Here is a 16,118-nt window from a genome sequence, read left to right as displayed (position 1 = left end):
CTTTTTGTTTCGAAAAAGACTAAAAATCTTAAACGTTGACGTTTGGTTGTTTAGTTTTCAAGGTTCAAGTACTTCTTATTGAAGCGCCACTCTCGTAAGCGACTTGATTATCATATCACGGTATCTGATATCTTGTAAAGTCTTTTTCGTAACTTTTTTAATTTCTTTTTTCAAACCACAATTCGCGTGATAAAAAAAGGAAAAGAAAAAAGCCTTAGCGATTCGTCATAAAATGTACGCCTCTTCAAAAGAGAACTTTACTAATCTATCACACCTCCGTGAAATGAGTCAATGCTATAAGAGCATTTCCATTATATAATTTAATTCTGAATATTACAATACCTTTCAGGAAAATAGTTTTGGTAAATTCATCTATAAATCTTACACATTAAAAAACACCGTGCCAGCTTCATAGCCGGCACGGCATCTCATTATTTTACTTCTATAATAGAAGCGTCTCCTCTGCTCACTCTTGTCTTTTTCAATTCTACCGTTTCACCATTCATTAAGTTTGTAAAAACGATTGGCGTGATAGTAGAAGGAACCTGATCTTTAATCGTTTCAAGATCAGCCTCAAGAAGAAGATCCCCGGCTTTCACCTGATCGCCTTCGCTGACGTGAACAGTGAATCCTTCACCATTCAATTTCACTGTATCAATTCCGAAGTGAATCAGAATTTCCTGTCCCTGATCCGATTCAATGCCGATCGCATGCTTCGTCGGAGAGACATTGACGATCTTACCACTTACAGGAGAATGAACAATTCCATCTGATGGCTTGATCGCAAAACCGTCACCCATCATTTTACCGGAGAACACCTGATCTGGTACTTCAGTAATCGATACAGCTTCCCCATTTAGCGGAGAAACAAAATCTTTCAGGACTGCTACGTCATTACGAACCGCAGTTGCTGCTGTTTCTTCAATCTCTTTCTCTACTTCTTTTTCAGCATCAACTTTAACCGGTCTTGGTGTCTTACCTTCCATAATATCTTTCATCTGGTGCCTTAAGCTGTCTGAGCGTGGACCAAAAATCGCCTGAATGTTGTTGCCGATCTCAAGTACACCTGAGGCCCCAAGATGCTTCAGTTCTTTTTTATCAACTTTTGATGGCTCATTCACCTGTACACGAAGACGCGTAATACACGCATCTAGGTTGGCAATGTTTGACGCACCGCCCATTGCATCCAGAATATCATGTGGTAGATCTGATTTTGAAGAAGCTGCACGGGCATTATCTTCACCATCTTCTTCTTTTTCACGGCCAGGTGTTGCAAGGTTAAACTTACGGATCGCAAAGCGGAAACCGAAGTAATAGATTACAGCGAACACAGCACCGACCGGCAGTACTAACCACCAGTTCGTCTGAGGGTTCAGCGCTCCGAATAATAGGAAGTCAATCAGACCGCCTGAGAATGTCATACCGATCTTGACATCAAGCAAGTGCATTGTCAGAAATGAAAGACCTGCAAATACTGTGTGCACCGCAAATAGAATTGGCGCAACGAATAGGAATGCAAATTCAATTGGTTCAGTAATACCTGTCAGGAATGAAGTCAGGGCTGCTGACCCCATAATACCTGCAACAAGCTTTTTCTTTTCAGCACGCGCTTCATGGTAAATCGCAAGTGCTGCTGCCGGAAGACCAAACATCATAAATGGATACTTACCCGTCATAAATGTACCTGCAGTCAGATCCTGCACGCCGTCACGAATCTGTGCCTGGAAGATTGAATTATCTCCACGTACAGTTTCACCTGCTGCATTTACATAAGTACCAAATTCAAACCAGAATGGTGTGTAGAAGATGTGGTGCAAACCAAATGGAATTAACGCACGTTCAATCACACCAAATACAAATGCTGAAATCGCAAGGTTTGAGTTCAACATCAGATTTGAGAACATGTTCAGCCCTTCCTGTACAGGTGGCCAAACAACAATCATCACAAGACCCAATACAACTGCAGAAGCCGCCGTCACGATTGGAACAAATCGTTTACCTGCAAAGAATCCGAGGTAAGTAGGCAATTCAATATTGAAGAAGCGGTTATACATATAAGCTGCAAGCGCACCGACGATGATCCCGCCGAATACACCTGAAGAAAGCGTTGGTATTCCAAGCATTAATGTATAGGCAGGGTCTACTCCTTTACCGGTTACATCCGCAAGCTCAAGACCAAGCGCTGTGCCCATTGTGGCATTCATAATCAGGTAACCGACGATTGCTGCAAGTCCGGCAACACCGTCACCGCCTGCAAGACCGATCGCTACCCCTACTGCGAATAATAGTGGAAGGTTATCAAAAACAATTCCACCTGAGTTCTCCATGACACTTGCTACCATGACAATCCAGTCGCTTGTCAGAAATGGCGCAAGGTTTGTCAGCGTTTCATTTTGCAGTGCATTACCGAATGCTAATAGCAAACCGGCAGCAGGCAAAATCGCAACTGGCAGCATAAGTGCTTTACCAATCTTTTGAAGCTGACCAAAAAACTTCTTAAACATATTGTTTCCTCCTTTTTTGTGTTACACAGCAAACAAAAAAGGCATGAGTAAAAGAAGAACGCGTAGGTACACGTATCCCGTTAAAAAGGGACATTCTTCATTTACTCATGCCTGATCGTATCAGTAACACGTAAATGTATTATTTCATTTTTGTCTGAATACGCTGCAGGTGCATGGTCAGATAGACCGCTTCTGCATCATATACAGGCTTTTTTAATGTTTGCTGCATAATTTTTATCAGTTTCCATGAGAGATTATAGCACATCGGATATTCTTCTTTCAAGAGCAAAGCGATTTTTTCCGGTTCATCAACCTTTTCACCTCTGACGACCCTCTCAACAGTGTATCGGAGGTGCCTGACCAATCTCATATAATCAATGCTTTCCTTATCAAGCTGAACATCAAATTGTGTTTCGATCAGCTGCACCAGCCTGCCGATCAGCTGAGAATGGGAATTGACCTCGTGGACATTCCTGTTCAGCATCGCACTATGAATGTGCAGTGCAATAAAACCAATTTCACCTTCAGGCAAATAAATATGCGCTCTATCGTTAATCAGCTCCACTACTTCTTTTGCAACTTCGTACTCATAAGGGTAAAGCGCTTTCGTTTCCAGAAGAAATGGATTTGAAATTGACATCCCTCTCATCAGACGATTGACCGCAAAAACAAGGTGGTCTGTTAAAGCAACGTGAATATGCTCATTTAAGAATGTCTGTGTACGTTCACGAATCAGTTCAATTGAAGAAATAATGACTTTCAGCAGATCTTCTTCTACATAAGGAAGCAGCTTTTTAAACTGATCCTGCTCTTTCTCATCACGAAGCACAAAAAGTTTTTCAACTTCCTGTTCACTGATCGTTGATTGCGTCTGGCGTTTAAAGCCGATTCCTTTGCCGATCATGACAACTTCTGAGCTATTCAATTCAGCAATCAACACGTTATTATTCAGTATTTTTTTCACTACATAGCTCACGTTTATCACATCCGCCCGTTTATTTTGATTTAAAAAAGGGCCGTCCGAGTAAATCGGAGACAGCCCTTTTAGCTTATTACGAAAGGAAGATGAAGTAAAGCACAAAGATTACAAATAGCGCGTACATCACAGGATGAATCTGCTTTCCTTTACCCGTCACAAGCATTGTAATCGGGTAGAAAATAAATCCGATCGCAATCCCTGTTGCAATACTGTAAGTCAGCGGCATCGCGATAATTGTGAGGAATGCCGGCACTGCAATTTCAAAACGCGTCCAGTCAATTTTACTAAGCGCTGATACCATGAGTACCCCAACAATAATAAGAGCCGGCGCTGTTACCGCACTGGTAATGACTTCAAGCAGCGGGAAGAAGAAAATAGATAGTAAGAACAGAACAGCTGTTACAACTGAAGCAAAACCTGTACGTGCACCTGCTGCTACACCTGAAGATGACTCGATATAAGAAGTCGTTGTAGATGTTCCGAGAACTGCACCAAATACAGTTGCAGTTGAATCTGCGAAAAGCGCACGGTTTGCACGAGGCAGCTTGCCGTCTTTCATTAGCCCCGCCTGATTTGTTACCGCAACAAGCGTTCCTGCTGTATCAAAGAAATCAACGAATAAAAATGTTAAAACTACAACGAGTAATTGAATTGTAAACAAGTCACCAGGACTTGAGAAAATTGGCTCGAGCGCTGCACCAAATGTTGGCGCAAGACTTGGAGGTGTTGTATCAATCACCCCGCTTGGACGGTCAATCAAACCAACGACCATACCAACGATCGCTGTAATAACAATTCCAAAGAAAATACCACCCTTGATTTTACGTGTCATCAGAATCACTGTGATGATAATACCGAAAACCGCGAGAAGCGTATTTCCGTTTGTCAGGTCACCCAGTGCGACAAGTGTTGCGTCATTTCCAACGATAATCCCTGCATTCTGAAAACCGACAAATGTAATAAATAACCCAATCCCTGCGCCTACCGCGAATTTCAACTCATTAGGAATTGCATTGATAATTCTTTCACGCACACCAGTGACAGTTAAAACCATAAAAATAAGTCCTGAAAATAATACACCTGTCAAAGCTGTTTGCCACGGGATTTCCTGAGTCAGGATCACCGAGTAAGCAAAGAATGCATTTAATCCCATACCAGGCGCAAGTGCGATTGGATATCTGGCGAGCAGACCCATCACAAGTGAACCGATCGCAGCAGCAAGTGCAGTCGCTACGAATACTGCGCCGTAGTCCATACGCATCGCATCCGGTAATCCTTCAACATCTGCTAATGTCAGCGTTAACGGATTGACGACCAGAATGTATGCCATCGCAAGAAAGGTTGTTAATCCCCCGATAAATTCACGCTTATAATTCGTGTTTAATTCTTCAAACTGAAAATACTTCTTCACGACTGTTCCCTCCGAAAAAATACGAAGTATAACGAAAAAACCCCTGAGCGCACACTCGTCGCTCAGGGATGACTAAAAGGATTGAGAAAAGTCCAGGTTGAACTTTTAAAAATCAGCGTAGTCAAGCCATTTACGGTAGCTTGGTAGAGACTTTCGGGCCATATCCCCGACGTTATACGACGAAAAATTATTTATTTGATGCTGTTATTGTATCAACACTCCAAATAAGCGTCAATACAAAATACGAACATTATTCAATAAATTTTATGGTAATATTCGTTATTCCCACTCGATTGTGCTAGGTGGCTTACTCGTTACATCATACAGTACGCGGTTAATTGAATTTACTTCATTGACAAGACGCACAGAGATTTTTTCGAGCACATCCCATGGAATTCTTGCCCAGTCAGAAGTCATACCGTCAATGGATGTCACTGCACGGATTCCAATTGCGTAATCATATGTTCTTGCATCACCCATTACACCAACGCTTCTGATGTCAGGAAGCACTGTGAAGTACTGCCAGATATCGCGGTCAAGTCCAGCTTTTTTAATCTCTTCACGCAGAATATGATCTGATTCACGCACGATTTCAAGCTTTTCTTCCGTAATTTCCCCAAGCACACGAATACCAAGACCCGGTCCAGGGAAAGGCTGACGCCATACGATTTCATCAGGAATACCAAGCTCACTTCCAAGTGCACGCACTTCATCTTTAAATAATGTATTTAAAGGCTCAATCAATTTGAACTGCATATCTTCCGGCAGACCGCCTACATTGTGGTGAGACTTGATTGTCTGTGCAGTTGCTGTACCACTTTCGATGATGTCTGTGTAAAGTGTTCCCTGCGCAAGGAAATCAATACCATCGAGCTTTGTCGCTTCATCATCAAATACATAAATAAATTCATTACCAATAATCTTACGCTTCTGCTCAGGGTCAGATACACCCTTCAGCTTGTTAAGAAAACGGTCCTGTGCGTCAACTTTGATGACATTCATATTGAATCCGTCAGCAAAAGTCTTCATCACGCTGTCTGCCTCACCTTTACGAAGCAGCCCGTGATCAACAAAGATACATGTCAGCTGATCACCGATTGCTTTGTGAATCAATACAGCTACTACTGAAGAATCCACCCCACCGCTAAGTGCACATAGCACCTGGCGATCGCCGACTTCCTGGCGGATCTTCTCAAGTTCAATCTCAATAAAGTTCTCCATTGACCAGTCACCCGTGCAGCCACATGCGTCAAATACGAAGTTTCTCAGCATATCATTGCCATATTCAGAGTGGCGGACTTCCGGGTGGAACTGAACTGCATAAAGCTTCTGCTCTTCATTACTGATTGACGCAACCGGGCATGAAGGATTTGTTGCAACGACGTCAAATGAAGGCGGCGCTTCAACGACAAGATCACCATGACTCATCCATACTGTCTGAGTAAGCGGAAGATCTTTGAATAGACCCTTTGCTTCCTGGACCTGAATATCCGCTTTACCGTATTCACGATTCTTGGCCTTTTCTACTTTACCGCCAAAATGCATTGTCATCAGCTGCATACCATAGCAGATACCAAGGACAGGAATGCCAAGGTCAAAAATTCGCTCATCTGCACGGAACGAATTCTCGTCATATACAGAATTCGGACCGCCTGAGAAAATAATACCTGACGGGTTAAGTTCCTTGATTTCCTCTGCAGTAATCGTGTGCGGATGTAATTCACTGTATACACCGAACTCACGGATACGGCGTGTAATTAACTGATTATATTGACTTCCAAAATCGAGTACAACGATCATTTCCTGATCATGCATTTCTTCTTTACCTAGCATGGATGGTCACCTCATTCAATTATTTTAAATCTATACATTTACACCTTCAAAATAAATAGCTTTGTTACACTGGCTAATGACTTCCGCTTCAGGCGGACGCTTTCCAGACGGAGGTTGCTGAGCCTCCTCGCCTTTGACTGTGGGGTCTCAGCTTCCCTCTATTCGTCCCGGAGTCGACGCCTTACGCTCCAGTCATCAGCTGTGAAAACACTTCATCACACCTTAACAAAGCTAAAATAGAAAAAACGCCTGTACGAAAAAGAGTCATCCTCTTCTTCCCTTCAAGCGTTTTAACAAGGCGGTCTATTTATCAAAGGTAAAAGAGCTCATGAAGGTTTAACACCTATAAAGTGAACTCTTATATTCTATGATTTAAGATTCTGTTTTAATGCACCGTTGACCGCAGCGTAAGGCGGCGACTCCAGCGGGAGAAGACGGACACGTGAGACCCCCGTAAGCGAAGCTGAGGAGGTCAGATGGGGCCAAAAAACGGCCCACCCACTTGGAAAGCGTCCGCCTGGAGCGTAGGTCAACAGACAAACTAACAGAGATATCTTAAAAAGACCGCCTCCATAGTCAGACCATTTATGGTGATCCGGTAGAAACATCCGACCCATATTATCGGACATATATGAAGGGGTATTATGAAGCTGTCATTAATTTTCACCATTTTAACGCCTTGCTCATGCCCGGTCAACCGGTTGTCTTTTTAATTAAATCTTCCCACAATTCACGCATATTCGACCATTTATCTTTTGGATCCTCCCTACGGTACAGAATCCGCTCATATTGATCCGTCAGTCTGCTCATTTCATGCGTACCGAAAAAGTTATCAACTTCTCTTGCATACGCACTCAGCGTCTGAGTTTCTTTTCTGCGAAGACCATAACGCTTAAGCTGTTTTAACAGCGAAGCATAAGCTTTCGGGTAAACCTCACTGCCCTTTTGCGAACGGTAATAACGGATCAGCACATATGGCATCCAGCGGTTTCTTCTGCGGTAAAGAACGGTTCCTGTTAAGACCAGTATGACACTGACCAGAAATAACATCAGACGATTTTCTGCGACAAAATTTCTGACTGACTCAAGAAAGCCTGTTCCGGACGATCCATCATCATCTGTATCACCGATGACACCGGCATCTTCTTCCAGCGGTTCCGGTGCTTCAGGTTCCGGTGTTTCTGTTTCTTCAGGTGTTTCCGGCGTTTCTGTCTCAGAATCCAGATCAAGGTCATAATTTAAAGAAATATTATTTGAAAACGACACAGTCGGCTCAAATGGCACCCATCCGATTTCCGGAAAAAATACCTCGACCCAGGAGTGCGCATTATTGTTGGTGACTTCATATACCGAACGGCCATCTCCAAGACTTTCGATCACTTCTCCCTCAGTATAACCTTTAACCCAGCGCGCAGGGATATCAATAGAGCGCAGCATAACAACCATTGAAGTTGAATAGTTATCACAGTAGCCCCGCTGCGTCTCAAATAGAAACTGATCTACATAATCTTCATCACCTTCAGGTACCGGTACATCTTCTTGTTCATAAATAAAGCCGCTCCTTGAAAAGTATCCTTCAACTGCTTTGGCTTTATCGTACCAGTTGTCCTCACTCTCTGTGATATCCAGCGTGAGCTCCCGGATTCTTTCAGGCAGATTTTCAGGCAGCTGGAGATACGGCGCCATTGAGTCTGCCGCTTCACCAAGACCAGTTGTATTTCTCAATGCCTGAAGACTGTATCTTGGTTCACGGAATTCCCATTCATACTCACCAAGCTCCACTAGTTCTTCACCCTGTACAGAGGTGATTTTTTCAGTAACAGGATTTAATCGGAATTCATCAACATCAGCACTTACAACTTGATCAGGCGCATAAGGATAGACAAGGTGATCGTAAGTCAGATCAACATCAATCGATACTGTCTGAGTCTCCGATTCTTCATCTATTCTGGATAGCGATAAAGGTGCAGGCTCATTTACCGTAAACGGGGTCAGGTTCTCCGCTTCCCTTGATTGCTCCCATCCTTTTCCTGTATAAGTGTCTTTTGTTTCAATCCGCCAGTATTGGTCTCCCTCGACGGTTGCTTCAAAAACCTTTGTTTCATCTCCGACAAATGATCCGCCAAGTTCAGAATCATCCACTCCATAACCAAGGCGGTTCACGCCTCCAGAACCAGAGCCTGATCCTTCACCAAAAGACGTCAAAAATGGTACCGGGTCCGGCCAGACAGGTTCAGCTTTAGGTGCCGCATAAGCAGCTGCCGAGCTGAACGCAATCAATATTGCAAGCGGAAGCAGCCATCTCTGCAGCTGATTCATAGATAACGATATTCTCTCCTGATCAGCCATTCTCTGAAGGCCAAGCAGACCAAGCAGAAGGAAGCCGAACAGAATAACCCTTACAATCGCCATACTTCCGTCATACGGACTGAAAGTATCAAGGATCGTAATATAAATAACTGTAAACAGATAAAATAAAAACATCTGTTTTCTGACTGCCAGCCAGTAGTTCATCAGGTAAGCAGTCAACCATAATAATACAAAGAATAATAGACTTCGGAATAAATCAGATACTCCGCCCCAGTTCTGCTGGACGGTCATGACGACACTTTCTCCAACAGATGAAGTGAAATCCCCAATCCATTCTCCCTGACCAATCAATGGCACATCGAAATATAAATTTTGCAGCACGACAACAATAAAAACTGTTTTTATTGCCCCGGAAATAATCCAGTTTACTTCAAAATAATACAACAGGAGCGACAGTCCGGCGAAAATAACAAAGAAATGCACATTTGCCGTTTCCGTAATCTGCTCTATCGGTCTAAGCCATTCCCATAGAAGAAAGAAGCTCAGCACATACAAAATCAGTGTTGCAACATCGCTCCACCCGAAATCTGTTTTCACGCCTGCTTCACCTCCTTAAAGACAGATGCAAATTGACGTTTGTCACACTCTCTCAACGCAATGCCTTTGGAAGCAGCGAGTCCTGCAAGCTGTCTGTGATCCTGATTTAACCTGACAGAAGGATGCTTCACAAATAAAATCATCGTAGCTTGACTGTTTTTAGATACCTTACTGATTTCATCAATACTCTCTCTTGTAAGCTGTGACGTAATCAGAATCAGCGCTGACGTTTTTGAGATATCTCCGGCATTTTGTTGCAAGACCGTTTCAAAGCTGTTTTCCTGATCAGGCTGTACTTTTGCCAGATAATAATCAATCTGCTTTTGATGACTTTCCCCACTTTTAAGAGGGGCAAATTGAACAGTTTCTCCACGTGAGAAATAACCAGCCTGTGCACCTTTTCTGATCACACCTCTGATCACTGATGCTGTCAGAACAACCATATCTTCAAATGCCTGGCTTGGCGTCCGGTCAAGTACCACCATCACATCATGAGATTTACGTTCTTCAAATTCCTTTGTTTTTAAATCGTTTGTCCGTGCAAATGACTTCCAGTGAATCCATGAAACGCGGTCACCTGTCTCATAATCTCTCACGCCTGTTGCAAGTGTCGTATCCTGCTGAATCCTGACATTGGATGAGGAGACTCCCTGATCAAAGCGTGCCTGAAGCGGCTGATAATCCAGAGACACGTGTGAAGGATAAACCAGGATCGTCTGTTTGTGTTCAAGGCGGCTGGATTTCTGCACCAGTCCGAGAAAATCTCCTGTTTTTAATTCAACACTTTCAAAGGTGTGTTCACCGCGTGAGATGTTCTGAATTTCATACTCTAGAACAATCTCTCTTTTAAACCAGGGGTGAACAAGCTTTTTAGCTGTACTTCCCTGTTGAAAAACGTTTCCTGTTATATGCTCCTCTGCTACTAGATAAAAGAGCGGAAATGGCAATGTTCTCTTCAGGTGAATTTTGATCGCTACATTCGCACCTGCCTTCAATTCTCTGGACTTGATCACTCTGACAACATTAAAATCATTTAACGGATAGACCATCATCATGAGAGAATACAGGCCAAAAGGCAGAAAGCTGTAAAATAAAAACCAGCTCACAAAACCTCCCTGGAACATTGCATATGAAAAAGTCCCAACCAACAGCACTGTTACAAGCAAGACTTTTGCGATCCCAAGCAGAATTTGCAGCTTCATCACTTTGCCATCCGCTGAACCGGAACTCTTGTCCGTGCAAGGATCCGCTCAATGACTTCTTCCGGCTCAATCCCTTCATATCTTGCTTCGGATTTCAGAATCATCCGGTGTGAAAATACGTAAGGCACAAGAAATTGTACATCATCCGGCAGCACATAATCCCGGCCATGGAGCATCGCATACGCCTGGCAGGATTTCATCAGCGCAATAGAGCCACGCGGACTTACGCCGAGATACACATTTGCATGATCACGTGTTTTTCCAGCCAGATCCACAATGTATTCTTTAATTTTTTCATCCACAATCACTTTCTTTACTTCTTCCTGAAGATGCTGCAGCTCTTCTAATGTAATCACAGGCTGCAGGTCGTCAATTGGCGGAGCAAATTGTATCCGGTTCAGTACTTCCATTTCTTCTTTTGCATCCGGATAACCCATTTGCATCTTCAGTAAGAAACGGTCCAACTGTGCTTCAGGGAGAGGATATGTTCCTTCATATTCAATCGGGTTCTGTGTAGCCATGACAAAAAATGGCTTGGCGAGCTTATGTGTAAATCCATCCACTGTCACGCTGCCTTCTTCCATACTTTCAAGTAATGATGACTGAGTTTTAGGGGATGTACGATTAATTTCGTCCGCTAACACAATATTCCCCATAATCGGACCCGGGCGGAATTGAAACGTCATTTCTTTTGGATTATAAATTGAAACACCTATTACATCTGAGGGAAGTAAATCCGGAGTAAATTGTATGCGGGTAAACTTTGCACCTACAGACTTGGCAAGTGCACGCACCATCATTGTTTTTCCTACGCCGGGTACATCTTCAAGTAACACATGCCCCTGGGCCAGCAGTGAAACAAGACTTAATTCAGCCACTGTTCTTTTACCAATCATGACCCGTTCAATGTTCGTCAGTACCTGTTCTAACTTTTGGTGATACATGGTATTCCCTCCCATTTCTTATAATATTCTCTATTATTTAAGGCGAATTTCACCCGTATTCTACTTATAATAGACACTCTATTTAGAATAATAGAAATAAGTGCCACTTACAACTGTCGGCTGGCGCTGAGTATTCTGCCCACATAAAAACCGGGCTGAAGGTTGCTTCTTCAGCCCGGCGAGAAGAATCAGCAGGGCTTACTGGAGGCTATTACCATTATGGACCAGCCTTGCTGAAACTAACCGTTATTTCCAAAAATCATCAAATACTGTAATCGGCAGGTGCCGTTTATGCTGCGTTTTCAGATAATGATTTTCGATTGTTTTTTGTGCCTGCTCACTTACTTTTTTACCTTCAAGGTAATCATCTATTTCGTCATAGGTTACACCGAGCGCTTCTTCATCAGCAACCTGCGGACGGTCATCCTCAAGATCCGCAGTCGGCGCTTTCATATACAGATGCTCAGGTGCACCGAGCTCTTTTAATAATTGCTTACCCTGTCTTTTATTCAATCTGAAGAGTGGCAGAATGTCCGCACCGCCATCTCCATGCTTCGTATAAAAGCCTGTAATCGCTTCTGCCGGATGATCAGTTCCGATCACAACACCATTTCGCATCGCTGCGACTGCATACTGTGCTTTCATACGCTCTCTTGCTTTTTCATTCCCTTTAACAAAATCACTCAGCTTTACGCCTGCGTCAGCCAATGACTGGACACTTGCATCAACTGCGGGCTTTATATTAATTCTTACTGTTTCATCCGCATTCATAAAAGCAATTGCATCTTTGGCGTCCTGCTCATCTGCCTGCTCCCCGTAAGGCAGTCTGAGTGCAATAAACGTATACTTCTTTTCTCCGGCTTCTTCATTCAGTTCATTCACAGCCATCTGTGCGAGCGTCCCGGCCAGCGTAGAGTCCTGACCACCTGATATTCCGAGTACAAATGATGACAGGAATGTATGCTTCTTCGCATATTCCTTCAGAAAATCAATACTGCGGCGAATTTCTTCACCCGGATGTATCTCGGGGGATACACCCATTTCCTTTACGATCTGGTCCTGCAATGTTGCCACAAAGATCACCTCATTACATTATTGTGCAGCCTGTGCATTCTTGACTGCCTGTTTTACTTCCTGAATGTTTCTCATTTTGTTATCCCAGCACTTCTGACTGAGATCGACCGGATATTCTTCCGGGTTCATCGAGCGCTTATACTCGTCCCACAGCAGCTCCAGATTTTCGGTCAGATACTGCTTAATCTGTTCAGGTGATGGCAGCTCATATTGCAGCTGTCCTCCTTCAATCACGGTCTGGTGAAGATCCCTCGCTTCAAAATTTGTCACAAACTTCGTGACAAATGTATGCACAGGATGGAACATTTTCAAATGGTCCTCCGCCTGCGGGTCTTCTCCTTCAAGCGTGATATAGTCACCTTCTGATTTATTATTTACCCTGTTTATAATCCGGTACACCCGTTTCATCCCTGGGGTTGTAACTTTTTCAGCATTACTTGAGATTTTAATTGTGTCGATCATTTCACCCTGCTCATTTTCAATCGAAACAAGCTTATAGACGCCACCAAGCGCCGGCTGGTCATAAGCAGTAATCAGCTTCGTACCGATGCCCCAGATATCCACGACAGCTCCCTGTGCTTTCAGGTTTAGAATTGTATACTCATCAAGATCATTCGACGCAATAATTTTTGCATCTTTAAAACCTGCTTCATCAAGCATTTTCCGGGCTTCTTTTGATAAATAGGCAATATCTCCGCTATCAAGACGGATGCCTCTGAAATTGATGCGGTCACCCATTTCTTTTGCTACTGCAATGGCTGCAGGAACGCCTGATTTCAGCGTGTTATACGTATCTACAAGGAATACACATTCTTTATGAGTTTCCGCGTATTTCATAAACGCAGTATACTCATCACGATATGCCTGAATCATCGCGTGAGAGTGAGTCCCTGCGACTGGCAGCCCGAACATTTTACCGGCACGAACGTTACTTGTCGCTGAAAATCCGCCCAGGTAAGCAGCACGCGTCCCCCAGATGGCAGCATCAAGCTCATGCGCACGGCGTGTACCGAACTCCATCAGCACTTCATCACCGACAACCTGCTTAATTCTCGAAGCTTTCGTTGCAATGAGTGTTTGATAGTTCACAATGTTAAGCAGCGCAGTCTCAATTAACTGAGCTTCAACAAGGGGTGCTTCAACACGCATGATCGGTTCATTGCCAAATACAAGCTCGCCTTCCACCATAGACCTGACAGTTCCTGTGAAGCGCAGATTTCTTAGGTACTCAATGAAATCCGCTTCATAACCCGCTTCATGTTGTAAGTAGTTCAGGTCTGATTCTGTAAATTGAAAGTTCGTTAAATAATCAAGCACTCTTTCAAGCCCCGCAAACACGGCAAAACCATTACCGAATGGCAGTGATCTGAAGTAAAGATCAAAAACGGCAGTGCGCTCATGCATGCCGTCTTCCCAGTATGTCTTTGCCATGTTGATCTGATAGAGGTCTGTATGCAGCATCAGACTGTCATCAGTATAGTTGCCTAATGTATCCATAAACGATTAGCTCCTTACCGCTACCTTACTTCCGCACCCAGCGACGAAGCAAAATGATCAAGCGACCACTCATGGCCGGCCTGATTAAAGCTTGCTGCCGCTTCCTTATGCACAACAATATTGAATCCTTTGTTATAAGCATCTACTGCTGTATGCAATACACAGATATCTGTACACACACCAACGAGGTGCACTTCCGTAATGCCCCGTTCACGCAGCAGCTGCTCAAGATTTGTCCCGGCGAAAGCACTGTAACGCGTTTTATCTATATATATCACATTTTCATCATCTTGAATCATATCATATAATTTCTGCAGCGACCCATACAGATCTCTTCCTTCTGTTCCGCGGATATTATGCGGCGGAAAAAGCTTTGTTTCCGGGTGATAAGGATCACCTTCTTCATGAAGGTCAATGGCGAACACAACCAGTTCACCATTCTTATGAAATTCACTCGTCAGGCGCACCACTTCCTTTTCAATCACCTGTCCGGGTTCACCACAGGTCAAAGCGCCATCCGTTGCAACAAAGTCATTTGTATAATCAATATTAATCAAAGCACGTGTAGTCATCAGCTTAATCTCCTTTTTAGAACAGATGGTTTTATTTTAACTTTACTCCTGACAAGACACAAGTTAATGCCCGTTAAACCTGTTTACACAAAAAGCTCCAGCATACGCTGAAGCTTTTCATCAGATAATCTGTTTCCCCTGCTGACTGAGTGCATAATAAATTCCATGCTGCAGCGTCTGGAAGCAGTGGAAGCGTGAGATATCTATACCTGATTCTGCAATTGTGATGCTTAATTTCGCTGACAATCCGACAAGTACGGTCTCCGTTCCAATCAGCGCTGCCGCACCGCTGATTTTTTCAAGCAGACTGATTGTCAGCTGATCAACCTCATCATCAAGTGCTGTCAGATCAAGCACAAGGTAGTTCGCTTTGTAAGAAGGCAGCTTATTCAGCGTATTATAGACTAGTTCTTCCGCCCGCTCCTGGTCATACTTCCCAAGCAGCGGTACCACAACCACCCCATCAAGAACCGGAATAACCGGAGATGAAATCTGCTTGATTAATTCTTTCAGATCTCTCGTTTTATCCTCTACCATCGCTTCCAGCTGCATGATCTGCTGTGACTCTTTTTTCCTTAAAAGTGCATGAATATTTTCAGTGATCGTAATCGTTGAAGGGAAATAATCAATCACAGTGGTTTCAGCACCGGCAATCTGATCTTCTTTAATCTCAAACCATACATTCTGTCCGAAAAACACGCTGAAGATACCTGCGTAATGAGCCGGAAGGAAATTGCCTCTCCGTTTCTTGCCCTGCGCTTTATTAATCTTATATTCCCAGCTGCCTTTTAACCTGACCCGTACAGTTTTAGATGCTGTATCAAGGTCTTCAATATGTGCATAACCCCAACCGGCTGAAGCATATGTAGCCGTAATCATTTCAGCAGCTTCTTCAACCTTTAGATGTTTCAAGTCCTCGAAGTATTTTCCAACAACAGTTCCCTGTCTGAAGCCGGCCGTTTCAAAAACAAGCGTTGAAGCCTCTTCACCTGATATTTCTTCAATCGTATCGAAGAACTCTTTCATTGCGCTGGTAATCCAGAATAAAACAGCATCTTCCTGTTCGAAAAGAAATTCCCCTTTGGATAAGTTCCAGTCAAACTGCAGTCCGTCTATCGTAATACTGGGATTGTTTTTCATAAGATCACCTTTGCTATAAGTATTTAATCCTGTGATTTTAATACTAACAAAGTTC

11 protein-coding genes and 2 riboswitches are annotated in these 16,118 nt (G+C 43.4%); all 11 genes read right to left on the bottom strand.

Annotation, left to right across the window (positions count from 1 at the left end):
• Window positions 1-431 precede the first annotated feature (431 nt).
• Complete coding sequence (gene ptsG, locus UFB30_RS11560) at window positions 432-2,504, bottom strand: glucose-specific PTS transporter subunit IIBC (protein ID WP_322421852.1); 2,073 nt, start codon at window positions 2,502-2,504, stop codon at window positions 432-434.
• Window positions 2,505-2,643: 139 nt separating this feature from the next.
• Entirely contained in the window at window positions 2,644-3,480 is an 837-nt protein-coding gene (glcT, locus tag UFB30_RS11555) for a glucose PTS transporter transcription antiterminator GlcT (RefSeq protein ID WP_322421851.1), read from the bottom strand.
• A gap of 76 nt (window positions 3,481-3,556) precedes the next feature.
• Window positions 3,557-4,894 carry an NCS2 family permease gene (locus tag UFB30_RS11550; protein WP_322421850.1) on the bottom strand — a complete coding sequence of 446 codons (1,338 nt, stop codon included), beginning with the start codon at window positions 4,892-4,894 and terminating at the stop codon, window positions 3,557-3,559.
• A 98-nt stretch (window positions 4,895-4,992) separates the two neighbouring features.
• Window positions 4,993-5,094: riboswitch (purine riboswitch) on the bottom strand.
• Between the two features lie 79 nt (window positions 5,095-5,173).
• Window positions 5,174-6,727, bottom strand: a complete 1,554-nt coding sequence (gene guaA / locus UFB30_RS11545; RefSeq protein WP_322421849.1) for a glutamine-hydrolyzing GMP synthase — start codon at window positions 6,725-6,727, stop codon at window positions 5,174-5,176.
• Window positions 6,728-7,280: 553 nt separating this feature from the next.
• Window positions 7,281-7,382: riboswitch (purine riboswitch) on the bottom strand.
• 38 nt (window positions 7,383-7,420) lie between these two features.
• Window positions 7,421-9,634, bottom strand: a complete 2,214-nt coding sequence (locus tag UFB30_RS11540) for a DUF4129 domain-containing transglutaminase family protein (RefSeq protein ID WP_322421848.1) — start codon at window positions 9,632-9,634, stop codon at window positions 7,421-7,423.
• Window positions 9,631-10,836, bottom strand: a complete 1,206-nt coding sequence (locus UFB30_RS11535; RefSeq protein WP_322421847.1) for a DUF58 domain-containing protein — start codon at window positions 10,834-10,836, stop codon at window positions 9,631-9,633. The genes UFB30_RS11540 and UFB30_RS11535 overlap by 4 nt, the downstream gene beginning before the upstream one ends.
• Window positions 10,836-11,780 carry an AAA family ATPase gene (locus tag UFB30_RS11530; protein ID WP_322421846.1) on the bottom strand — a complete coding sequence of 315 codons (945 nt, stop codon included), beginning with the start codon at window positions 11,778-11,780 and terminating at the stop codon, window positions 10,836-10,838. The genes UFB30_RS11535 and UFB30_RS11530 overlap by 1 nt, the downstream gene beginning before the upstream one ends.
• Before the next feature lie 246 nt (window positions 11,781-12,026).
• Window positions 12,027-12,854 (bottom strand): NAD(+) synthase, encoded by an 828-nt coding sequence (nadE, locus tag UFB30_RS11525; protein ID WP_322421845.1) that lies wholly within the window; start codon window positions 12,852-12,854, stop codon window positions 12,027-12,029.
• Between the two features lie 18 nt (window positions 12,855-12,872).
• A complete protein-coding gene (locus UFB30_RS11520) occupies window positions 12,873-14,351 on the bottom strand; it encodes a nicotinate phosphoribosyltransferase (RefSeq protein WP_322421844.1) in 1,479 nt (492 codons plus the stop codon).
• A gap of 20 nt (window positions 14,352-14,371) precedes the next feature.
• Window positions 14,372-14,923, bottom strand: coding sequence for a cysteine hydrolase family protein (locus tag UFB30_RS11515; protein ID WP_322421843.1), 552 nt, complete (start codon window positions 14,921-14,923; stop codon window positions 14,372-14,374).
• Window positions 14,924-15,043: 120 nt separating this feature from the next.
• Complete coding sequence (locus UFB30_RS11510) at window positions 15,044-16,063, bottom strand: STAS domain-containing protein (protein WP_322421842.1); 1,020 nt, start codon at window positions 16,061-16,063, stop codon at window positions 15,044-15,046.
• Window positions 16,064-16,118: the final 55 nt, after the last annotated feature.

It is taken from the genome of Jeotgalibacillus haloalkalitolerans, from assembly GCF_034427455.1.
In the GTDB taxonomy this organism is placed as follows: domain Bacteria; phylum Bacillota; class Bacilli; order Bacillales; family Jeotgalibacillaceae; genus Jeotgalibacillus; species Jeotgalibacillus haloalkalitolerans.
Note: the sequence above shows the minus strand (reverse complement) of the source record. Positions and strands in the feature narration are given on the sequence as shown.